A 24,265-nucleotide genomic window follows, 5' to 3' on the forward strand; every position below is an offset into this window, starting at 1 on the left:
TTTTGCACAAAATTTAAACCCTTAAAAATCCATCCTTATGAGTTTTGATGACGTTTATGAAAAAGAACTGTCTTTTCAAACTGACCGCAGGAAAGCCTCAGTAGAATTTATTAAAATCATTAGTGACCTTTGGTATGATAAGTCCATTGAATTGGTACTTTTCCGCAACCAACTTATCGATCGCAATGTAAGTGAGATATTAAACCTTCACGAATACGCCGGCGAATTCGTACAAAAGCCCATTTCAATCTTCGACTCTGTTGAAATTGCCCAGGCCATCAAAACTTTAGATCTTCCACCAGCAAAGTTGGATATTGGTAAACTCACCTACGAATTCCATTTAGAAGATGACAAACATTCAAATGCACTTGCTTTTGTTTCGGCTAAATTAAAAGATGCCAAAGCGGCAAAAACTGTTGTTCCAAAAGATGTAGTTCTTTATGGTTTTGGTCGAATTGGTCGTTTATTGGCGCGTGAACTAATGACAAAAACAGGCCAAGGCAACCAACTTCGCCTTCGTGCTATTGTGGTTCGCGGTAATATAGACCAAACGGTTTTAGACAAAAGAGCTTCTTTGCTTGTTAATGATTCTGTGCATGGCGATTTTTTAGGAACGGTATCTACAGACCTTGAAAATAGCGCTTTAATTATAAACGGAACTTCTGTTCATGTAATTTCAGCAAACAATCCGGAAGATATAGATTACTCCCAATACGGGATTGAAAATGCCTTGATTATTGATAACACAGGTGCTTTCCGCGATAAGGAAGCTTTGGGCCGCCATCTAAAAGCAAAAGGTGCCGCAAAGGTGTTGCTTACCGCTCCCGGAAAAGGCGTTCCAAATATTGTTCACGGTGTAAACCAAAACGAACACGATCCAGATAAGGTTGATATTTTTTCGGCTGCTTCTTGTACCACAAATGCCATTACTCCTATCTTAAAGGCGGTAGAAGATTCTTTTGGCGTAGTTCGCGGACATTTGGAAACCATTCACGCATACACCAACGACCAGAATTTGGTTGATAATATGCATAAAAAATATCGCCGTGGCCGTGCAGCAGCGCTAAACATGGTAATTACCGAAACCGGAGCTGGAAAAGCAGTTGCAAAAGCTTTACCTGTTTTAGATGGCAAACTTACCAGTAATGCAATCCGTGTTCCTGTTCCTAATGGCTCTTTGGTAGTTTTAAACCTTGAGGTTGCGAAGCCTACTTCAGTTGAGGAGATCAACGCTACTATGAAAAAGTATGCTTTAGAAGGCGGTTTGGTAGAGCAAATAAAATACTCTATGAGCAATGAACTTGTTTCAAGTGATATTGTTGGTGCTTCAGCTCCAGCTATTTTTGACAGCAAGGCAACCATTGCCACCGAAGACGGTAAAAATGTGGTACTATATATATGGTATGACAACGAATACGGCTATAGCCACCAAGTAATCCGCTTGGCAAAATACATTGCCCAGGTAAGAAGGTTTACTTATTATTAGGAAGAAGATTATTGATAAAAAATCCTATCACGAAAGTGATGGGATTTTTTGTTTATATTTGAAAGTCTATTATTTTAACATTTCTTTAATAATGCGTGTCTTACTTAATAACAGCTTTTCCTTTTTACTTATCTTGTCCATTATGGTCTTCTTTTCTTGTTCCAAAGACAGCGATGAACCAGAGCAAACTGAAAAGAATGTAACTACTCAAGATTTATCAATCACCATGGATGAAAATCCAACTAATGGTCAAGTGATTGGAACTCTTTCAGGAACTACCAACAAAGGCACTGTTTCATTTTCAATTATAGAGCAATCACCTCAAAATTCATTTTCTATTGATGCTGTAAATGGAGAATTGAAAGTTGCTGATGCATCCGTTTTTAATTTTGAGATAAATCCCACAATAACTGGTATGATTAAAGTGGCTAATGGGAACTTATTTGAAATTGCCGCTGTAACTATAAATTTGAATGATCTAGAAGAAGACAGAGTTTACGAGGGAGACGTGATTTTGACAACCCAAATTGAGGTCAATGACTTTGGTGAAATGGGGTTTACCCACATAACTGGAGGGCTATTAATTGGATCATACTTATATGATGATATTGTAGATTTATCCCCGCTATTGAATATTGAGAGAATTGGTCAGACTTTACAAATCTCCGATTGTTCAAGTCTCACTACTACAAAAGGGCTAAAAAATATATCCTATATTGGCGGAAACATTATGATTAACGATAATCCTATGTTAGAAGCAATTCCCGATTTGAGAAAGCTCACCATTTTACAAGCTGGTATTTCTATTGGAGGAAGCATGAATTTGATGGATATCAGTGGGTTGAGTCAAGTAACTAAAATTAAAGGCGACTTTCAATTATATGATACCAGTCTTACTAATTTAAATGCCTTTAAAAATTTAAAAACAATAGAAGGAAGGTTCCTTATCATGGGTAATTTATATTTAGTCAATTTAGACTCTCTTTTAAATCTTAATGATATTGGAAGCAAGATTACCATCTCTTTTAATGAAGCCTTGACCAATTTAGATGGTCTTACAAGTGTGACTGCTACTATTCCCGAAGTGATAATATATCAAAATACAAGATTAGAAAACATAAACGGTTTACAAAATATTAAATTTACAGAGCAAATTGAAATTACTAACAACTTCTCCTTAATAAACTTAAACGGCCTCTCCAGAGCCACCAGCCCTTCAAGAATAGATATAATTAACAACAGGTCACTGATTAGTTTATCTGGTCTTAATAACATAACGGCTATTGGCGAAGGAGGGTTCTATATTGAAAAAAACTATCTACTGAAAAACCTTAACAATCTGGACAGAATTAGCATTATTGAAGGACCATTGTCAATCGAAAGAAATATTCTTTTGAAAGATTTTTGCGCGTTAAATGATCTTATTACCGAAGGGAGTTTTGGAACTTATTTAGTTTTGAGAAACCTATACAACCCAACGATACAAGATATTATTGACGGGAACTGTAATATATAACACCAAAAAACTAGAATATGAAACAGCCAATCATTAAATTACTATGGGTTATTTTTCTTTTGTCTGTCATTAGCTTTCATTCCTGTACAAAGGATGATGAAACACCAATTTACATAAAAACAACAATTACCACTTATGATTTTTCTAAGACTATAGACGAGAATCCACCCGCGGGCTATGAAATTGGAACCCTATTAGCAAGTACTAATCAAGGACAATTAGAGTATTTCATTTCTGAACAAGACCCAGTAGGAGCTTTGTCTATAGACTCAAGTTCTGGGGAAATTAAAGTTGCAAACTCAAATCTATTCAACTATCAAACCAATCCTATTGTAACAGGTACGGTAATGGTCACTAATGAGGACGTAAGTGAAAGTGCAACAATTACAATCTCTCTGAATGAAAAAACCGAGAAAAAGATTTATGACGGACTCATCAATCTAAAAAGTCAAGCAGAGGTTGATGCTTTTGGCGCTAACAATTATACCCATATAAGCGAGACTTTAAATATTGGAAGGTACCTGGAAAATGAAACATCAGATATTCACGATCTTTCACCGCTGTCATCACTAACCTTTATTGGAAAAAATTTAATTGTAGGACTTAATCCAGATTTGCAAAATCTTCAGGGTCTAGATAATGTATCTCAAATTAATGGTCAGGTTGTTATCGCTGAAAACGAAGGGCTTACCTCTATTCAAAGTCTCGGTAATGCTCAAGGAAGCATAAATTTTTCACTATCTATTCTTGAGAACATTAATTTACAAAATTTAGATGGTCTGGAAAACTTCGGAGAATCAATTAATTTGAATATTACTGACAATCCTTCACTACAAAGTATCCAAGCTCTGTCGAGTATGACTAAGGCATATAATGTTTCTATATTAAATAACAATCAATTAACAAGCCTAACTGGACTTCAAAATATTAAAGAGGTTTTAGATATTAGTATTGGAAATAATTCATCTTTAGATAATCTGGATGCGCTTGCTAATCTCACTCATATTAAAAATCGTATAAGCATATTCGAAAACGAATCATTAATAAGTATTAATAGCTTCGATAACTTAATTTTGTTCCCAATAACCATCTACATTATTAATAACAATTCCTTGCAAAGTATTTCGGGATTAAACAGTATTGAAAATGCAGGAGTTATAGATATTACAGAAAACCCAAACTTAAATAGCCTAGAAGGCCTAAATAACTTAAAAAGTGCACATTCAGTGACAATTTCTAATAACGAAAGTATTCAAAATTTAGACCAGTTAAGCAACCTTGAATCAGTTGTCGAGTTAAAAATGGCAGCAAATCCTAATCTGGTCAACATAGAGGGCTTAAATAGTCTAAAATATGTGATTGAAAACCTTAAGATAGCGGGTAATAATGCGATTTCAAGTTTGGACGGCTTGCAAAGTCTTCTTTTCATTGGGAGAGATTTAATAATTCAAAATAATTCCTCCCTGACAGATTTCTGTAGTTTGCAACCAACACTTTTAGAAAATGGTTTGGATGGGGATTACCGGGTGAGAAACAATGCCTACAACCCTTCAATACAAGACATCATAAACGGCAATTGTAGCTTGTAATCTATTTCTTACAATCATTACGCTACTTACTTTGCGGTAATTTTATCTGCAAAATCACACAGGACGCAGTTTTTTTATACTGATACTTAAACCGATTTCAATTACTTTTGCAACTTAGCCTTAATTAAAAAAAAACATTTTACAGGACGATTTATATAATTGCGAATTGAAATGATATTGGAATACTCCGAAGACACCTAGAAAAAAGAAGTGATATAATGCGAATTGATATAATAACCGCCGTTCCCGAATTGCTTCAGAGTCCGTTTGAAGCATCAATCTTAAAGCGCGCCATTGAAAAAGGCCTCGTAGAAGTACATACGCACAACCTTCGCGATTGGTCCAGCAACAACTATAAGCAAATAGACGATTACCAGTTTGGCGGTGGTGCCGGCATGGTAATGATGATTGAGCCTATTGATAAATGTATTTCAGATTTAAAAGCACAGCGCGATTATGACGAAATAATCTATATGACGCCAGATGGCAAAACGTTTAACCAACAAGCGGCAAACACGCTTTCGCTTAAAGAAAATATTATTATTCTCTGCGGTCATTACAAAGGCGTAGATCAGCGGGTTCGCGACCATTTTATAACCATGGAGATATCAGTTGGCGACTTTGTACTGAGCGGAGGCGAATTAGGAGCCGCATTGGTTTGCGATGCAGTCATTCGGTTAATCCCAGGGGTCTTGGGGAATGAAACAAGCGCGCTTACCGATTCGTTTCAAGATAATCTGTTGGCTCCGCCTATCTATACACGACCAGCAGAATATAAAGGTTGGACGGTTCCAGAGATATTAACCAGCGGCAACACTCCAAAAATTGAAGAATGGCGCGAAGACCAAGCCTATAAACGCACCCAAGAAAGACGACCAGATTTATTGGAGTAGCAACTTGTACTACAATCTTTTAGCTTATTGTGTCCTTAAAAACCTAGTTCAAAATAAAAACTAAGGCTTTTCCTTGCTACATTACACAAATTAGTTATTTTTGCACCCACTTAATCCAACCTCTGGCGAAAACCGCGAATGTTGTTTTAATTAAAACTTTATCAAATTAACAAAATGGAAGAGTTAATTAAATTTGTAGAAGACGAATTTGTTACTAAAAATGAATTCCCAGATTTCGGTGCTGGTGATACGATCACTGTGTATTATGAAATTCGTGAAGGTGAAAAAACAAGAACACAGTTTTTTAGAGGTGTTGTAATTCAAGTTAAAGGTACTGGTACTACCAAGACATTTACAATCCGTAAAATGAGTGGTACAGTTGGTGTGGAGCGTATTTTCCCATTAAACATGCCAGCACTACAAAAAATTGAGATCAATAAAAAAGGTAGCGTGCGTAGAGCTCGTATATACTACTTTAGAGGACTTACCGGTAAAAAAGCCCGTATCAAAGAAAAACGTTCATAAGTTATTCTTTGTTGAAAACGCTAAAAAGCCCTGTAAACACAGGGCTTTTTTTATAAACAATTGTTAATAACCAATGTTGGTAACTTGTGGATTACTAATAGGTTACACTTGCTTGGAAATTCGAAAATCAGTGTTATATTAGCAGTACCAAGATGGAGTAAAACCCATAATGATAAGTTAAAGTAAGTTCTTTTACATCATTTTTGCTAAGTTGTTTACGAGAGTAACACGTAAAAACGTTATTCTCTAGATTTAGCCAAAAGTAAAAACCTACTTTAAACACTTTTTTTAATTGTTTGAAATACTCAAGGTCTTTAGATTATTAGTATTGAAATTGAAAAAAGTATTTGAGTCAATTTTTTGCAAGACGGAATGCTTTATTGCAATCTGAAACTAGGAAAATTTTGAACTCATGTAAGTAAATCACATTTACAAGTCTATAATAAACTTGTATTTAGCCCGCTTAGGTAGGCCAATGGTAACGATTTACATACAAGGAGCCATATCAACGTATTCGTACTGTGATATGGCTTTTCTTGTTTTTAAGCCCTTCACCTCACTACAGAGTCATTTTGTTTAAGCGAACCAACCTTCTAAAACAACAAAGGGAACAAGGTTGTAAAAACCTATGTTCCCTTTGCGAATCATATTTCTTCTGCTGGCATTATTCGTTTCGAAGTTGTGTGGGTATATTCTCAGCTGTTTTTAAAATTTAAGCACCCCGATATGATAATCACATAAATACAATATATTTAAAGCGATTAGCGGCATTATTACGAAAAACTTAACAAACAAAGCCTATAACCGCTTTCTTCCAACCAAGTAGTCTGTAGCCCAAAATGCAAGGAGCAGCAATATAAACATGCCGCAAATGTATTTCGCTGGCTCCAGTCCGCCATCACCAATCCCTATAAAACCAATGACGCCAAATACAATGGCCATAATAATATAAGTTGCCTTCCAGTGAAGCATAGGGAGTTTAGGTTAGGGTTGCTTAATTAAAAATGTTAAATATAAGCTTAAATTACCAAAACTTTAACTTTATTTAAAGTTTTTTAATGTTTTTTTAGCTACTCAACTATATAAATATATTTTTTAAGCGAGATATACTTCCCTTCTTCAGTATAGCCTTGTAGGTGTATTCTATATGTTCCAGGTACATCTGAGGTGTAAAAAGAAGTTGAATACATCCCATTAGAAAGATTAAGCTTAGGTTCCCATAACAGTTGTGCCCGATAATCTGGAATGCGTGAAAGTGTATTTCCTGTCTTATACTGTGGACTGTAACTATACTTCTCCCCTACTGCTGGCGGCAACTTAATTGTTTCGACATATTTTTTTGATAAATTCGGTACAAAATCTCCAGACTTGGTTTCAATGGCAATAACACCACTGTATATTTTTGGTCCGTAGCGATAAGGCTGCGTGATTACACGAATGCTATGTACCGCTCTGGAATTAAAATTTACAACCTCATTATTGTCTTGGACCAGCATCCCGTCCATTAGCACCAAGGGCGGTAAGTCATTAAATTTCGCAAGCCGGTTTGGATCGTAAGCATTATTTACCGAAAACCTATAGTTATCTTCAGAACCCCGGATTGCAGCCAGGCTAACTACCTCAATAAATGTTTCTCTAATACTTGGAAAACGGGTGTAATCATCCAGTAAAAACAAGGTACCCAAATGATCATAAAATGGCGGCGTATTATCAAGGTCCAAAACACTATCTTTTTTAACATCAAAATAGGCGTTTTCTATTTGCATTTGAACACTTCGTGTTTCCAACCAATTTTTTAAACTTGGATCCAGCCTTAAGAAAGTCCTGTCGTTCTTTTCCAGATTAAGACGCTTTTTATCTAAATATATCGCATAATCAGTATCGCTGCCCTGAGTTTCATATAATTGGATAATACTCTCATCGGCATGGTAACCCTCCGTAATTGAAAAGAAAAACCTTCCTTGGGCATTGGTCTTTGCCAGTTTAAACACATAGTCCTCACCGGGAATCGTCAGAGACACAGTTTTATTCGCCGCAGGGTTTTTATCGGTTTTAGAGAGTACGCGGCCCGAAATCAACTCGCCCCGAAGTTCAGGAATATAAAATTTATCTGATGAATCAATTCGCTTAGACTTACTGATTTTACCCGAAACATTAATGGGAGTAATTTTTCGCACCGAAAGTGTAAAGTTTCCGTTCAACTGGTTGCTAGGCTCAATATTCAAATTCACTTTTTCACGGAGGCCGTATTCCTTCTTATCTGTATTTATTCTAATTGTTTCAGAATTATCGGTAAGCCCTGAAATTTCGTTCGGATTAACTGAAAGCAAATTAAGCTTTAATGTATCTGTAACTTGGCTTGCTACTTCAGTTTTAACAAAAGTGTTTATTACCTGTATTTTCTTCTCATCAAAGGCATTTTCAGCATTGTTAAGCGAAAAATTTGTGTAGGCTATAAGCGAATAAACCCCTGTATTTAAGCTTGAGGGAATAAAGAAATCGCCGTTAGCATTGCCATTTTCAACCCGTAACTTATGGGTAAAGACAATAGAATCGGCTTCATTTCGCATCGATACATAAACCAGCTTGCTAAGATTGCTCGGTTTGTTTGAATGATCTAACACATAACTTTTATATTGAAGCAGTTCCCCAGCGAGCAGAACATTATCATTAATTGAAAGCGCTACTTTTTCCTGCGGAAATACACTAACATCAACACCAACTTCTGTCGTTGGAATTTGTGCATTGGCGACAACTCCGAAAAATAAAACGAGTATAAAAAGTATTCTATCTGTCATAATTAATCTTCCCAAAAATCGGGTCTTATATTAGATGAAAAGTAAGTGCAAACGCTGCATTCTGGCTGAACGATTCTATAGATTAAGCGCGAATTACCAGAGAGTACCTGATAGGAAGAATATTTTAAATAAGAATACAGTGCTTCTCGTTCATTCTGGTCATTATCTAGAACGGTATTGTCATAATAATCTAGTAGGAGCACTTCGCAGTCCACAAAATATGGAGGTTTAGAAAGCCCGAAATCTTCATAATTAAAATAAATTCTTTTCGAGCTTACTGAAGAAGCTTCAAAAAACCCCAAAACCCTTTCTTCTGGGTCAGCTTCAGCAGATAAATTTCCAACAACATAGCCCGGTTGCCCTTGTGAAAGTAGGCTTTGAATACTTCCTAGGTCTTTAATAATTTTATAAAACGTAAACGCCTCAACACTTTGCACGTATTGTTTTACTAAAAGACTGTAGCGCGTTCTAATTTTAGGGTCATTTTTTGACAAATACCGAACTGGAAAACGAAACACTCTATTTTCATTAAATTCGGTGGTTGAAGCTTGGGTGATTCCTGTAGAAAACTCAGTAGAATAACAAATTTCTTCCGGTTCACGAGGTGTAAGAATTACCTGATACGTTCCTTCCATAGGGTCGTAATTAACAATTTCGCTATAATACTGGGTAGGATTGGGCGCTATTATTTTATAGGTTTCTTCATATTCATATCTAAAATATTTCGAATTTCCCGTAGGATCAGTGGTATTGACCAATACCTGAACTCCGTCCTTCTTTTGGTTGGGGTCTGAGACGCGTTCGGCGTATATTTCGCCCATTTCCACAACGGGAGGGAGATTAACTGCAGAAGAAGTATAATTCTTGCCATCTGCTGTGTTTATCTTTAAGGTGTAAAAAATGCCTGGTTCAGCACTGAATGCTTGGCTCGAAATATAATAACCCAATTCACTGTCAAAATAGAAGTGATAGTTTTGTCCATCACTAGTCATCACATTGACATTTGCATCGCTTTCTATTAACACTTCAGAGTTTTCTAGGGTTGAGGTTCTACTCAGCCTCACCACTTGTTTTTTCATTTCATTGGTAATAGTACTTTCTACAACCAAGACACTTTCATAATCCACCGTTTCAATTTCATAAGGTTCTGTACAGTTCCAAAGAAAAAGAAGGAATAACAATAAAAACGGATATCCTATTTTTGTCTTCATGCTCCTAAAATTTAAAGTTATAGGTTATTGTGGGTACGGGCACAGAAAAAATTGAAGTTTTATAAGCCTTAATTTCTCCGGCGTCATTCACAAAAAATACGGAATACGGGTTATTTCTTCCCAGTACATTGTAAACTGAAATATTGATAAAGCTATGTGCAAACTTTTTCAACTTATGGTTTCCTTCAATATTCACCCCCAGATCTAACCTAAAGTAATCGGGAACGCGAAACTGATTTCGGTCGCTGTACAGCACTTGTTCTTCGCCAGCAAAAACATAGCGGCCAATTGGGTAGGTAATTGGGCGTCCTGTTTGGTACGTAAAGTTACCTGAAAAACTAAACCGCTTGGTGAGTTTATAATTTGCCACTACCGAAAAATCATGCGGCTTGTCGTAATTAGCAGGAAAAAAGGCACCATTATTTACCTGTTCCTGAAGCAATTCACTGGCAAGCTTTACCTTTGAGCGGGAGTAGCTGTAGCCTATATACCCATTAAATCGTCCTGAGTTTTTCTTCACCAGAAATTCTACGCCATAGGCTTTTCCTTCGCCTTGTAGCAGTTCGGTTTCAAGATTATCGTTTAAAATGAGCTCGGCACCTACTTTATAGTCTAGTAGGTCGGTCATGGTTTTATAATAGCCTTCCACGCTTAATTCTATATCTTTTCCGGGGAGGTTTTTAAAGAATCCCAAGCTATATTGGTTGGCACGTTGGGGCGCAATGTTTAAATCGGACAGTTTCCAGATATCTGTTGGCGATTGTGTGGTATTGGTTGAAAGCAGGTGTAAATACTGAATAGTTCTGTTAAAACCGGCTTTTACCGAAAAGTCACTTCCCAATAAATAACGGGCAGAAACACGATATTCTGGGCCGCCGTAGGTTTTTATAAACTCATTGTTGCTGTATTCCTTTACATCTATTAAAGACGACTCAGACTTAGGAACGCCTTCTGCATATACATTTTGGGTTGCGGGGCCCATTGCGGCATAAAAGGAATACCGCAAACCTACATCCAAAAGAAGCTTGTCGTTAATTTCGAACAAGTCGGCCAAATATACGGCAGATTCAAGTCCTTTTTCACGATCAACGGTTTTGGCCAAAACATCAGAGTTTTCTCCAATAGGGGCTATATTTCCAGGATCTATGGCATATAACTTACTGCTAAGGCCATAACTAAGCTTGTGTTTTTTACCGAGTTTATAATGAAAATTTAGTTTTGCCTGATATTCGTTGAGTTCATAACCAAAGTCGAAATCCTGATTGGCATCGGCTTCATAATTTACTCCGTATTTATATTGTGAATTGACCAAAACAAGCTCTGCCCTACTCTTTTCACTAAACGTATGCGCGTAGTTTAAGGAAATCAATCGGTTTTGGTAATCGAAAATAGAATCTGAGGTTATACTAAACCGATCTTTACTGAAATAAACGGTTCCCTGAATAGCATTGTTATTGTCAATATTGTGTTTGTATTTTACAATTCCGTCATAAAACGAAGCTTCGCTATTTTTCAGTTCCTCTTCGTCCAGACTTCTTAAAATCCAATCGGAATAGGTAGCGCGAAAACCAGCAATCAACGAAGCCTTTTCCTTTACCACCGGCACTTCAACGGCAAGGTTTGCTGTAATAGGGCCAATAGAGCCTTCTCCCTTAAACTTTTCCATATCGCCAGATTTGGTTTCAATATCAAAAACCGAGGAAAGCCTTCCGCCATATTCTGCGGGAATACTGGCTTTATAAATCTCTAAACTTCCTGTAGTAAAAGGATTGACCGCTGAAAAGAACCCTAAAAAATGCGACGGATTATAAAGTACTGCATCGTCTAATAAAATAAGGTTTTGATCTGCTCTACCACCACGAACGTTAAACCCACTGGAACCTTCTCCGGCTGTTTTTATACCCGGCATTGTAGTGGCAACTTTTAAAATATCACGTTCACCAAGCACCAGCGGAATTGTTTTCACCCCTTGAATATCTATATTGGTAACCCCTACAACCGCATCGCGAACGTTAGCGTCTTTTTTAGATTTTACCACTACTTCCTCAAGCGATTGGGTGTTTTCGTGCAGCTCCACATTCAATGTGCCATCACCGTACATAATAACGTCTTGCCTAATTTTTTCAAACCCCAATAAATTGGTCTCTAGTTTATTCAATCCATAAGGAAGACGAATACTGTAGCGCCCATCTGAATCGGTTACTGCATATTTATTTCTATCTACAGTAGAAATTGAAAGATTGGGCAGAGGCTCACCCGTTTTTGTGTTTTTAAATACGCCTGAAAGTACATAGGTTTTATTTGCAGAATTTGGGCGCTGCTTGCCTATAGTCTTTAGCTTTCTATGCTGAACGCTGGTTTGGGCAACATATTCCTCTTGAAAAATGGGCGCATTGTTAATTTCTTCGCCTAATTTGTCATCGTGTTTTTCTTGATTAAAATACCCTAGAGGCAAATTGCTATAGACGTAGGTATTATTCAGAAGAATTACTTGTCCATCTTTAAAGACGAAATTAATATTCGTGTTTTGAAACATTGTTTTTAATACTTCGTATAAGGACACGCTTTGAAAAGCCTCCGTAACAAAATATCCTTTTAACCAGTTTTCATCAAAATAAAACTTTTTTTCAGAAAGGACTTCCACTTGTAAAACCGCCTCTTTTAATGGCGTATGTTCAAAACTGACCGAAATATTGTCGTTATTTTGTGCAAAAACTCCAAGACTGAAAAATAAAAATGCAATTATTAAAATGCTGTTTCTCATAAAAGGAATTGACTTCTAGGTTAGTTGTGTTTTAAGATTGTTTGGGGGCATCCAAGTATTTAATAAGGTTGATCATAAATAGTTCTCGGTTGGTTTTATATAAGGCCCGGTAGGTTTTATAAAATTCACGTATCTGCCCTTCTTTTTCAGGAATCAATTTACGCAGGTCTCTTTTTGAGTTTACAAGCGTATATTTTCCCCCTATTTTCACGATGTATGAATTGTTGTTCTTAAACCGATACTCTACGCCCCCTTCTTTTGCCCTATCCTTCATTTTCTTAGCGTGTTTTATATAGAGTTTCAGGTTCGTACCGAGATAAGCTTCCTCAAAAAAACCATTGCCCGAAAGCCCCAGATTGGTATTGGTAAGTAGAATGAAATCGCGGTTATGAATTGAAAACGATGCAACGAAATTTGGAATAAGTTTTATATTGAAAATGCTTAGGTTATCTTCAGAACGGGCGATAAGCGCATCTTCCAACAGGTCATATTTTAACGAGACGTTTACGTAGTACTGTCCGTTATAGGTAACGGTCCCTTTTGAATAGTCAAACCCCTGTAAATACCTATAGGTTCCATCGGTATTTAGATATAGGTCTGTGAATTCCGTTCCATTGAAAAGACCGGTATTGTCGGTGCCAACCAAGGCATCATAGGTTTTGAATATTTGGTTGTTTAAGTTGGGTTGCGCATGTAGGAAGCTTACCGTAGCAAGCAGAAGAATAAAAGCAAAGTTTAGGTTTTTCAATGTAATTCCGATATCAAAATTTCGATTAAAATTAATCAAAATACAGACAAATTCTTTACCTAGAGATATTTTTTTTCAGTTAAAGGCATTCCATTGTTCTTCTAAGCAACACACAGCATTGATTTTCAGCGTTTAAAAAGGAAACTACCATCTATCGGTGTATCTAACCGTATTCATGTTTTGGCTATTCCCCTTACTAGACGCCTTGTTTATGAATGTAATAAGGTTTTCGCCAGCGTACGTTTCTTTAGTTACTAAGGTAATAAGATTTATCTTTTTATGTTTTTAATCACTGAAGTAAATAGGTTTTAACCGCACCACCCTTAGCCGTATTAGCTTAGTAAAAACAATATAATTATAACCCTATCAACCTTATTACCTCAGTAAAATCAGTACAACCGCGCGCATGTGAACCTTATTAGCTTATTTCACCACTTTTATGAGCAAGGGATAAAAAATCACTTCTTTTTTGTAACCTGCCAAGGTCATTGGCATCAAACCTATATAAAACAATAGGTTAAACCATAAAAACAAAATATTATGAAAACTAGTAAATTTTTCAAAAACCTCACTGTACAAGTTATTGCTTTATTTATAGGTGCAATTGGGTTCGCACAAGAAACCCCATCATTAAACGATGCCGAAATTGCCAGTGTGGCCGTTGTTGCCAATCAAATAGACATAGATTACGCCAATCTTGCAATAAAAAGCTCTAAGAATCCAGCGGTGCGTGAATTTGCGAACACCATGATTGCCGATCATAGTGCAATTATAGACCAAGCCGTAGCACTGGTTACCAAACTTGGGGTTACCCCCGAAGATAATGCCGTAAGTCAATCTTTAAACCAACAAGCCGAGGCAACTACCAAAAAGCTAAAAGCAGCCGAAGGAAAAGCTTTTGATGAGACATATATAAACAATGAAGTGGCATACCATAAGGCAGTAATTGGCGCAGTAAAATCTGTGTTGATTCCCCAAGCGCAAAATGCCGAGTTAAAAGCATTGCTGGAAACGGCACTCCCTATTTTGGAAACGCATTTAGGACATGCAGAGATGGCCCAAAGTAAAATTTTAAAATAATGAAAACGGCCCAAAAATCGGCTCTAATCTTAGCGATTATAAGCATGGGATTGGCCTCTATATTTTTTCTTTCAGCTGGATTTAAAAATACAGATACCAATTCGCAAAAACCCACTACCCATATTGTTACCATCCATCAAATGAAGTTTGATCCAGAAACAATTTCGGTAAAAAAAGGAGATATCGTAAAGTGGGTAAACAAAGATTTTGTACCGCACGATGTTACTGAAAAAGATAAAAAATGGACCTCAGGGCCACTCAAACAAGGTGACACTTTTTCAAAGGTAATTAAGCAGAATTTCGACTATTTCTGTAGTATTCACGTAGTAATGAAAGGTTCGGTTGTCGTTTCCAATAAGTAAAACTCCACTTTTTTTATTTAGTATGGAAAATTCCACTGTTGTTTTGGTTTGGTTGACCTTTATGACAGTGGGTTTTCTGTATAAAATAGAAAAGCATCGTAGTTCACATAAGTTTTTAATTTGAAAAAAGCACTGTACCTTTACTGCAAATTGAAGTATGAAAGCAGCCAGTTTAAAGGAAATTAAAACAGAGTTGAACCACCGATCTACACAGGAATTGTTAGAGATATGTCTTCGGTTATCAAAATTTAAAAAGGAAAACAAAGAACTGCTGACTTATTTATTATTTGAATCTGCCAATGAAGCAGCTTTTATAGCGAGCATCAAAGATAAAATTGATGCAGACTTTGAAACCATCAATACCAAAACCTTTTACTTTATTAAAAAAAGCGTTCGGAAAATTCTGAGAGAAGTAAAGAAGTTTATCCGTTATTCCCAAAATAAAGAAACAGAGGTAGAACTCCTACTCTATTTTTGCCATAAACTTTATGATTTTGAGCCAGATATAGCAAATAATACTGCGCTCACAAACCTATATAACCGGCAAATTGGGTATATACAGAAAAAAGTAGCAAGTTTGCACGAAGACCTACAATACGATTACAATATGGAACTCGAGGAACTGCCAGAAATATAACAGCTGACAGTTTGATGAGCGATTGAAATTAATAGACAAACTAAATTCACGTATTACAAATAATAAATCAAAGCATACAAATGACAACTTTATACCACAACCCACGTTGCAGTAAATCGCGCCAAGCACTTAAACTCTTAGAAGACGAAGGGGAAACTGTTGAAATAGTAAAATACCTTGAGAATCCACCTACCGAGCAAGAGCTAAAACAAGTACTCGAGTTACTACAAATGAAACCCATTGAATTGGTACGCACGCAGGAAAAAGTTTGGAAAGAACAATACAAAGGCAAAGACCTTTCAGACGCAGCCATTATAACCGCTATGCTCGAAAACCCCAAATTAATAGAGCGTCCCATCGCTATAAAAGGAACCCACGCAGTTGTAGGACGGCCACCAGAGAATGTGCTTGAGCTCTAAAAACTATTTTGCCTTAAAGATTAACAAATGACTTTAGGTCGAGCCCTTTAATTTAACAGGAAATTAGCAGTTCTCAATTAAACCAAGACTACATTCGCTGGTCAAATTGACTAAAAGTTAAATGAAGTTTACATTCTCCCTCCTATTGTTATTTGCAACGGCAAGCTTGTTTGCACAAAGTTCTGAACAAAAACAAGTTACCATAAAAGGAACTATCCTTGAAGAAGGCACGGACTATCCGCTAGAGTATGCCACGGTATCTTTTATAGACCAGCAAGGAAAAACCGTCACAGGTGGAATATCCGACCTAGAAGGAAAGTATAAAATTAATGTACCCGCAGGGCTTTACACGGTTAAATATGAGTTTATTTCGTATAAATCTAAAGAAGTTCCCAATCAGAACCTCAGAAAAAACACGACGCTACCTACCATAAAATTAGCTTTAGATGCAGCAGGTTTAGACGAAGTAGTGGTGCGTGCCGAAACTACCGAGGTACAAGTGCGGCTAGATAAAAAAATATACAACATAGGGAAAGACCTTACCGCTGGTGGCGCAACCGTAAGCGATGCCTTGAGTAATGTACCTTCGGTAACAGTAGATGTTGATGGGGCCATTGCCCTACGCGGAAATGACAACGTAAAAATATTAATTAATGGGAAACCTTCAGCAATTGCCGGTTTTGGTTCTACTGAAGCGCTAAGACAAATCCCTGCAGAAGCTATTGAGCGTGTAGAGGTTATTACTTCGCCTTCCGCCCGTTATGATGCCGAAGGAACCGCAGGAATCCTGAACATCATTCTTAAAAAAGAAAAAACACTAGGCCTAAATGGCTCCATAAGCACCAACTTGGGAATACCAACAAGCAGTAGTGTTTCAGGAAATATAAACCTTCGTACCGACAAATTCAATATATTTAATACTACGGGAATAAGCTACCGCAAAGTGCCGGGGAATGCTTTTTTTAACAATAACTATTTTGAACGTAATTATATAGATGAAGATGGCAACCCTGCTACCTACACACCCGAATTTGATCGTGTAACCGAAGATAGAAGCTATGACAGGCTTAGAAAAAACTTCAACACCAACTTGGGCATTGAATATTACCTTACTGAAAGTTCATCAATTACCGCAAGTGGTTTTTTAAGATTGGGCGATGATGAAGACGTTACTACTAACATAACAGACAATTTTAAGGACAACAATTTAATTGAAAACACAAAACGGGTAGAAACGGAGTTTGAAGAAGACACCAATTATCAATTCGCCTTAAACTACGAAAACAAGTTTAACGATAGCGGCCATAAATTAACTGCAGACCTGCAATACGACCGAAGCAAGGAAACGGAACATGGTATAATTGAAGACAGAAAGACCTTCCCAGAGTTAGAGGTTTTACCGTCTGAAGATATTGTTACCATAGAAAACGAAAAAGAATACCTGATCCAGGCTGATTATGTTTTACCCATCGGAGAAAATGCCCAGTTTGAAGCGGGATATAGAGGAAATTTTGACGAGAACATAACCGATTACACCCTGAAAAATGAAATGGGGACCTCTGGAAACTTTGAGCACAATGATAGCCTTTCAAACATTTTTACCTACAACAAAAATGTTAACGCCATCTATACCCAGTACGGAAATAAGCTTGGAAAATTCTCGTTTCTGCTAGGTTTACGCTTAGAGCATACCCAACTTAAAGGAAAATTGGATGCAGAAAATGTTTCTGAAAATATTCCATTCAACTTAAATTTCAATAAAAATTACACAGGTCTTTTTCCTACTGTCAATCTTACGTATGAATTGGGAGATCGTGAAAATATAACTTTAGGCTACAACCGCCGTATCAATAGACCAAGAAGTTGGTACGTAAATCCATTTCCTTCGCGTTCTAGTGAAGCAAATGTATTTCAGGGAAATCCCGATTTAAATCCGGCGTATGCCAATGCATTTGATCTAGGATATTTAAAACGTTGGAAAAAACTTACCTTAACCACTTCCATCTACTACCAGCACGAAACCGATGCTTTTGAACGCGTACGGGAAGAAACCGGAGAGCAGACCAGAAACGGAATTCCTGTTATTAGGTCTATACCCATCAACCTTTCAACCAATGATCGTTATGGGTTTGAGCTAGGCTTACTTTACAATCCTTACAAATGGCTTATGCTAAATGGAAGTTTTAACTATTTCCAATTTAAGACAGAAGGCTTTTACAACAATGTAGATTATGGCACAAAAAGCACGAGTTATTTCGCAAGGTTTAGCGGAAAGGTAAAGCTCCCTGCCAAGATTCAATGGCAAACCAATGGATTTTATTATGGGCCACGCAGTACTTCTCAATCTGAAACAGACCCAATGTTTTCAGTTAGTATGGCGCTGAGCAAGGATATAATAAACGATAACGGTACGCTGGGGCTTAATGTTAGCGACCTGTTTAATACGCGTAAAAGAAACAGCATTACCCAAACCGATACTTTTAGTACCGAAAGTGAATTTCAATGGCGAGGTCGTCAAGTAAGTGTATCATTCACCTACAGATTTAACCAGAAAAAACAACAGCGTCAACGTTCAGGAAATAATGGCGGCGGTGAAGAACAAGGCTTTGAGGGATAGAAAAACCTAAGTCTATAAAATTAAAAAGGGAGCTAAATTAGCTCCCTTTTTTAATATGATATAATTAAGATTGAAGTTAGGACTTCAACTCTTTCTTTTTCTTTTCTTCACGTTTTAGTTTGTAGTTTTCATAAAGCGATCCACCGATCCAATAAGGAAGGATACCCATTAAAAATATCATTAACCAAAAGCCAATGGTTACAACTCCCATTACTGCGATAAACCCTAAATATTGCTCAAAACTAAACATGTGTGTATTTATTAATGTTAAAAGGTCAAAGATAAGTGTTATTTTTCAAAAACCGCAAGAAATTGATTCTATTTATTCACAAGAAATAAACAAGGCCGCGGGTTGACCAACTTTCGTGATTTCGCTATCTTTGCATGGTGCACCAAAACTTCGGTAAAGGTGTATCATTTTTAACTCCGCATTATTCGTGTAGTTACACAGAAAGACATTTAATTAACTCATTATAAATCCTTTTCACAATGCAGTATAGAATAGAGAAAGACACCATGGGCGAGGTAAAAGTACCAGCCGATAAACTTTGGGGCGCACAAACAGAGCGTTCTTTTGAGAATTTTAAAATAGGCCCCAAGGCTTCTATGCCTTTGGAAATAATCTATGGTTTTGCTTATTTAAAAAAGGCAGCTGCCTATACCAATTGTGAATTAGGGGTTCTTCCAGAAGAAAAAAGAGATTTGATTGCGAAAGTATGCGACGAGATTTTAGAAGGAAAACACGACGATCAGTTTCCGCTGGTAATCTGGCAAACAGGAAGCGGTACTCAAAGCAATATGAATGTAAATGAAGTGGTCGCCAATCGTGCACACCAATTAGCAGGAAAAACCATAGGCGAAGGCGAAAAAACACTCCAGCCCAATGACGATGTAAATAAATCGCAGTCGTCAAACGATACGTTTCCAACGGGAATGCACATTGCTGCCTACAAAAAGATTATTGAAACTACTATTCCCGGTGTTGAGCAACTTCAAAAAACTCTCGCTAAAAAAGCAAATGATTTTAAAGACGTTGTAAAAATTGGCCGTACACACTTTATGGACGCCACGCCCCTAACCCTTGGTCAGGAATTTGGTGGTTACGCCGCACAACTAGAACACGGCCTTAAAGCCTTAAAAAATACGCTTCCACATTTAGCAGAACTCGCTTTAGGCGGTACAGCAGTAGGTACTGGACTAAACACCCCAAAAGGTTACGACGTAAAAGTTGCAGGGTACATTGCAGAATTTACCGGTTTGCCTTTTATAACCGCAAAAAATAAGTTTGAGGCCCTTGCCGCTCACGATGCTATTGTAGAGAGTCACGGAGCTTTAAAGCAAATAGCCGTAGCCCTCAACAAAATTGCAAACGATGTACGAATGCTAGCCAGTGGCCCCAGAAGTGGTATTGGCGAAATAAACATCCCTGCCAATGAACCAGGTTCTTCTATTATGCCAGGAAAAGTGAACCCTACACAATGTGAAGCACTAACAATGGTAAGCTCGCAAGTAATAGGAAATGATATGGCAATTGCCGTTGGTGGCATGCAAGGCCAGTTTGAACTCAATGTGTTTAAACCTGTAATGGCAGCTAACTTCCTTGAATCTGCAGAATTACTTGGTGATGCTTGTGTTTCTTTTGATGTAAATTGCGCGCAGGGAATTGAACCCAACCACGATGTTATTAAGAAGCAACTAAACAACAGCTTAATGCTAGTAACTGCTTTAAATACAAAGATAGGATATTATAAAGCTGCCGAAATAGCTAATACAGCGCATAAAAATGGAACCACTCTAAGAGAAGAAGCTGTAAACTTAGGCTATACCACTGCTGAAGAGTTTGATGCATGGGTTAAACCAGAAGATATGGTGTAGGTAATTTACGATTGTAGATTGCCAAGTCAGAGTTTTAAAGCCACGGATTCACGAATATTAGTTGTTTACTATTCGTCAATTCGTGGCTATTTTTTATGACTTTAGTTTTTTGCTTTTTCCAGTTTTGGGACTAAGAAGCTATACTGATTACATTTTATGATTGAACCCGCTTGGGGTTCTTACACGATAATGGCATTCATACACTACACTGTGTTTGTGTAGGCTTATTAAAATTGAACTCCTTCGGAGTATTCCATAGCAATTTAATACCATAGGAATCGAACAGCCCATAAGGGATTTAATAGTAATAAGCTCAAATACAGCTGAAATGAAACAGAGGCATAATTCAAGAAAAAGCTTAGCTGCCTATACTTAAAAATCGAATGAAGTTCAACTTTTTAAAATTCAACTAATCAAAAAATCAAAGACCACGAATTCACGAATGTTTATGTTATTCGTCAATTCGTGGCTATTTTTTTATGACTTTAGTTTTTTAGGTTTCTTCTTTTTCTTGCCGTAATACTTCTTGTATCTAAAGTAAGCCACAGTACTTAAAATTACACCAATCAGCGTAATCCACCATACAAAAGTTGGTGTAGCAGGCGCATCTCCGCTGGCATATGAATGAAGGCCACTTAAGTAAAAGTTTACCCCAAAATAAGTCATCATAATTGAAGCATAAGCAAAAAGTGCGAAAACATTAAACGTCCATCGTCCGCGTAAGCCAGGTACTAGTCTTGCATGTATCACAAAGGCATACACCATAATGCTAATAAGTGCCCAAGTTTCCTTCGGGTCCCAGCCCCAATAACGCCCCCAGCTCTCGTTGGCCCATTGGCCGCCCAAAAAGTTTCCTATGGTCAATAGTACCAAACCTACGGTAAGCGCCATTTCGGTAACTACAGTTAGCTCACTAATGCTGATTTCCATAGTTTTAAAATTCTTCTTTGTGGTAAAAATCATAAGGAATAAAGACGTTGCTGCCAAGATTGCTCCCAGCGTAAACGGCCCATAGCTCATAACAATTACGGCAACGTGAATCATAAGCCAATAACTGTCCAACACAGGTTGTAGGTTCGCAATAGACGGATCTAACCAGTTTTCATGCGCCACCCACAAAATTATAGCCCCAGCAAAGGCTGTAGAAGCAATGGTTAAATCACTCTTTCTACCAAATGACAGTCCGAAGAAAATCGTTGCCCAGCCCACATAAATAACCGACTCATAAGCATCACTCCACGGGGCGTGACCACTAACATACCATCTAAGTGCCAACCCAAGGGTCATTACCGCAAATAAAGTCCACATGATTATTTTTGAAGCTGTAATTAATCCCCGCAGTATTTTCCGATCTTTAAAAAGCTGTGCAATAATAAAGACCATCATTAAGATTCCGAAAACTGCAAAATACTTATAAAGTCTATTAAAAATATCGGCCTTGTTATAGATAGTTTCTGCCCTTAGCTTATTTTCAGAAGGCATTACCTCCTTTCCATATTTCTTTTGAAAATTGGTAATACTCTCCAAAAGCTCATTAGCTGGCGCATAATCACCGGTTTCACGTGCTTTTTTCAAGCTGTCAAAATAAAGCGGTAGAATATTTTTAGCATAAAGGGAATCCATTCCCTTTAGGTTTGCTTCGCCTAGTTCAGGGTAAGACACCCACTTGTTACCTTCATCGCCCGGGATTGGAAATATCTTCAGAATAGACCCGCTTAATGCTGAATTTAACAACGAAAAGTTTTCGTGGGCTCTAATAAAGTCTTTTTGAAACTGGTTGGGAGTGTTGGTTCGTGTAGCCGCTGCCAAATAAGGCTCTAACTTGTAGCTTCCTTTTGAATCAAAAAGATCTAACAGCGCAATATCCTTTTGTCCTTCAGGCACATCGGCAACGTGTCTAATACTATCGTTCCCGCGTTTTAGGGCAATTATTGGAACTTCAACCCAAAGCCTTGGAAACTCCGTCATTGAAATAAACACCTGATTGGCATCCAAACCTTCGTAATGGTCGCTTCTGCTAATTTTTCGTAAGAGCTCACTCGCAAAAGTGTTTATGGGCTTCATTCGCCCATTGTCCTGAATAATTAAGTGCCCAAATTTGTCGGCGTGCTCCTTACTAACCGCATTTGCTTGTATAAGGGAATCTATTTGCTGTTTTGGCGCACTTGAATGGGCAGGTTCTTGAGCTACCTGAGCCATACCGGAAAAAGACAATAATAATACTAGGATACTCAGCATGTTTCGCTTCTTCTTTTTAATACGGCTCAACATAACTTCCAACTTACCAAAACGGCTGTGTTTACTCACTAAAATTGCCATCATTCCTAAATAGAGGAAGAAATAACCAATGTAGGTAATCCATGTTCCCCACCAGTCGTGGTTTACCGAGAGAATGGTTCCACCTTCATCTGGATCAAAACCAGATTGGAAAAAACGATAACCTTCATGGTCTAAAACATTATTCATAAATATATCAGCATCAAAATGGGTTTTGTCTTCATTAATAACGGTCACTTTACTTTTAAATGAGGAATATCCTGTTTCGGTTCCCGGATATTTATCGGCAATAAATTTGTTTAAAGTAATACTAAATGGTAGGTCAATACTTTCAGAGCCGTAAGACATATAAACTTTTAGTCCTCCAATCTGGGTTTCCTTCGGGCTTGGTGCCGAGCCTTTTCCACCTAGCAGCGCAACAGTTTTTGTTTCATCTTTAGAAGAAACCTCAACAATTAGGGCGTCTTGATTGGCGGGTTCGCCAGCTTCAGCTTTTACCACGCCAAACTCACCAGTTGTAATGGGTTCGGGAACAACAAAAGCGGTTCCGGCCATTGTATATAGTGAGCGCAATTGGAAAGGTTGAATGCTATCAGCTACCACTTCGCCTTCCGCTTGGTCTGCCATACGCATATAGCTTCCTTCAAAAGGGCTAGAAATGGTATATTCTCCATCTTCGGTGTGGGTAATATTAATTGCGCCTTCGGTAGGTTTATTTATGGCGAAAAGTATATTGTGAATATTGGAGACCTCCCCTACTTTCACCCAATGATCATGGCGTTCACCATCACCAGACTCAACAATTTTTAGGTATTCGTCGCCATTTTCTGTTTTTGTAAGTCCTTCCTTGGCACCTTTAATAAAGTTTTTGTATTTGATGGTAACGGGCTGGCCGTTATAGTCTGTATTAATGGTGAAATTATTGTTCAATCTTTCAGAAAGGCGAAGTTTTTTCGGCTTAACCCTTCGGCGTTGTGCCACGCCATCAATCATATAATCACCGTCAATAAACACATCTAAATAGGTGTCTTCAGAAAGAATGGAGTTTTCGGTCTGCCCTTCACGAATATGCATGACTCCCTCAAAGCCAATATAACGCGTTACAAAAGCGCCAAAAATCACTAAAATAAAGGCAAGGTGCAGCATTAAAGAGGCCCACATTTTACGTTTGTGGAGGTTATACCGGAAAATATTCCCTAAGAAGTTGATCATAAATAATAACATGATCAATTCAAACCACCATGCATTGTAAATCAACTCACGTGTGTAAGGGGTTGGCGGTGTTTCTGAAGAAGCATCAAGAAATGTTCCTGCAGCCATTGCGACGGCAAAAACAAGGAACAAAACAGCGGTTAAACGGGTAGAGAAAAGAATGGAAGCAATCTTTTTTTGCATTACAAGGAATTTTGCCGCAAAAATACATAATTGCAGCCATTTAATCTATTAAAAAAACGAAGGACTTAGCAAT

At 37.5% G+C, this 24,265-nt stretch carries 18 protein-coding genes; 11 read left to right on the top strand and 7 right to left on the bottom strand.

Going from position 1 to position 24,265, the window contains the following annotated elements; translation table 11 throughout:
- The first annotated feature begins 37 nt into the window (after nt 1-37).
- The 5 genes from QPK98_RS10290 (at nt 38) to rplS (ending at nt 6,009) form a co-directional block, all read left to right on the top strand.
- Complete coding sequence (locus QPK98_RS10290; RefSeq protein ID WP_310993222.1) at nt 38-1,486, top strand: glyceraldehyde-3-phosphate dehydrogenase; 1,449 nt, start codon at nt 38-40, stop codon at nt 1,484-1,486.
- 91 nt (nt 1,487-1,577) lie between these two features.
- Nucleotides 1,578-3,002 carry a hypothetical protein gene (locus tag QPK98_RS10295; protein ID WP_310993223.1) on the top strand — a complete coding sequence of 475 codons (1,425 nt, stop codon included), beginning with the start codon at nt 1,578-1,580 and terminating at the stop codon, nt 3,000-3,002.
- Between the two features lie 17 nt (nt 3,003-3,019).
- A complete protein-coding gene (locus QPK98_RS10300) occupies nt 3,020-4,591 on the top strand; it encodes a cadherin repeat domain-containing protein (protein ID WP_310993224.1) in 1,572 nt (523 codons plus the stop codon).
- A 218-nt stretch (nt 4,592-4,809) separates the two neighbouring features.
- Nucleotides 4,810-5,484, top strand: a complete 675-nt coding sequence (gene trmD, locus QPK98_RS10305) for a tRNA (guanosine(37)-N1)-methyltransferase TrmD (RefSeq protein ID WP_310993225.1) — start codon at nt 4,810-4,812, stop codon at nt 5,482-5,484.
- A gap of 174 nt (nt 5,485-5,658) precedes the next feature.
- On the top strand, nt 5,659-6,009 hold the full coding sequence (gene rplS / locus QPK98_RS10310) for a 50S ribosomal protein L19 (RefSeq protein ID WP_310993227.1): 351 nt from the start codon (nt 5,659-5,661) through the stop codon (nt 6,007-6,009).
- A gap of 798 nt (nt 6,010-6,807) precedes the next feature.
- On the opposite strand, the gene QPK98_RS10315 is transcribed toward rplS, so the two are convergent.
- The 5 genes from QPK98_RS10315 to QPK98_RS10335 all read right to left on the bottom strand — a co-directional run bounded on the left by QPK98_RS10315 (nt 6,808) and on the right by QPK98_RS10335 (nt 13,569).
- On the bottom strand, nt 6,808-6,981 hold the full coding sequence (locus tag QPK98_RS10315; RefSeq protein ID WP_310993228.1) for a DUF1328 domain-containing protein: 174 nt from the start codon (nt 6,979-6,981) through the stop codon (nt 6,808-6,810).
- A 98-nt stretch (nt 6,982-7,079) separates the two neighbouring features.
- Entirely contained in the window at nt 7,080-8,807 is a 1,728-nt protein-coding gene (locus tag QPK98_RS10320) for a hypothetical protein (RefSeq protein WP_310993229.1), read from the bottom strand.
- A gap of 2 nt (nt 8,808-8,809) precedes the next feature.
- Nucleotides 8,810-10,018, bottom strand: a complete 1,209-nt coding sequence (locus QPK98_RS10325; RefSeq protein ID WP_310993231.1) for a DUF4249 domain-containing protein — start codon at nt 10,016-10,018, stop codon at nt 8,810-8,812.
- Nucleotides 10,019-10,022: 4 nt separating this feature from the next.
- On the bottom strand, nt 10,023-12,782 hold the full coding sequence (locus tag QPK98_RS10330) for a TonB-dependent receptor (RefSeq protein WP_310993233.1): 2,760 nt from the start codon (nt 12,780-12,782) through the stop codon (nt 10,023-10,025).
- A 31-nt stretch (nt 12,783-12,813) separates the two neighbouring features.
- A complete protein-coding gene (locus QPK98_RS10335; RefSeq protein WP_310993234.1) occupies nt 12,814-13,569 on the bottom strand; it encodes a hypothetical protein in 756 nt (251 codons plus the stop codon).
- Nucleotides 13,570-14,070: 501 nt separating this feature from the next.
- Here QPK98_RS10335 and QPK98_RS10340 point away from each other — a divergent pair.
- From QPK98_RS10340 to QPK98_RS10360, 5 genes are all read left to right on the top strand, one after another.
- Nucleotides 14,071-14,610 (top strand): DUF4142 domain-containing protein, encoded by a 540-nt coding sequence (locus QPK98_RS10340; RefSeq protein WP_310993235.1) that lies wholly within the window; start codon nt 14,071-14,073, stop codon nt 14,608-14,610.
- On the top strand, nt 14,610-14,972 hold the full coding sequence (locus QPK98_RS10345) for a plastocyanin/azurin family copper-binding protein (protein WP_310993236.1): 363 nt from the start codon (nt 14,610-14,612) through the stop codon (nt 14,970-14,972). Before QPK98_RS10340 ends, QPK98_RS10345 begins: the two co-directional genes overlap by 1 nt.
- Before the next feature lie 157 nt (nt 14,973-15,129).
- A complete protein-coding gene (locus tag QPK98_RS10350) occupies nt 15,130-15,609 on the top strand; it encodes a hypothetical protein (RefSeq protein ID WP_310993237.1) in 480 nt (159 codons plus the stop codon).
- 80 nt (nt 15,610-15,689) lie between these two features.
- Nucleotides 15,690-16,028, top strand: coding sequence for an arsenate reductase (glutaredoxin) (gene arsC / locus QPK98_RS10355; protein WP_310993238.1), 339 nt, complete (start codon nt 15,690-15,692; stop codon nt 16,026-16,028).
- A gap of 121 nt (nt 16,029-16,149) precedes the next feature.
- Complete coding sequence (locus QPK98_RS10360; RefSeq protein ID WP_310993239.1) at nt 16,150-18,645, top strand: TonB-dependent receptor; 2,496 nt, start codon at nt 16,150-16,152, stop codon at nt 18,643-18,645.
- 76 nt (nt 18,646-18,721) lie between these two features.
- Here QPK98_RS10360 and QPK98_RS10365 read toward each other — a convergent pair whose 3' ends face one another.
- Nucleotides 18,722-18,895 (bottom strand): hypothetical protein, encoded by a 174-nt coding sequence (locus QPK98_RS10365; protein ID WP_310993240.1) that lies wholly within the window; start codon nt 18,893-18,895, stop codon nt 18,722-18,724.
- A 239-nt stretch (nt 18,896-19,134) separates the two neighbouring features.
- Here QPK98_RS10365 and fumC point away from each other — a divergent pair, with 239 nt between their 5' ends.
- Nucleotides 19,135-20,520, top strand: a complete 1,386-nt coding sequence (gene fumC, locus QPK98_RS10370; protein ID WP_310993241.1) for a class II fumarate hydratase — start codon at nt 19,135-19,137, stop codon at nt 20,518-20,520.
- 477 nt (nt 20,521-20,997) lie between these two features.
- Here fumC and QPK98_RS10375 read toward each other — a convergent pair whose 3' ends face one another.
- Nucleotides 20,998-24,192 carry a cytochrome c biogenesis protein CcsA gene (locus QPK98_RS10375; RefSeq protein WP_310993242.1) on the bottom strand — a complete coding sequence of 1,065 codons (3,195 nt, stop codon included), beginning with the start codon at nt 24,190-24,192 and terminating at the stop codon, nt 20,998-21,000.
- Nucleotides 24,193-24,265 lie beyond the last annotated feature (73 nt).

Origin of the sequence: Aequorivita marina, assembly GCF_031631895.2 — a bacterium.
GTDB lineage: Bacteria > Bacteroidota > Bacteroidia > Flavobacteriales > Flavobacteriaceae > Aequorivita > Aequorivita marina.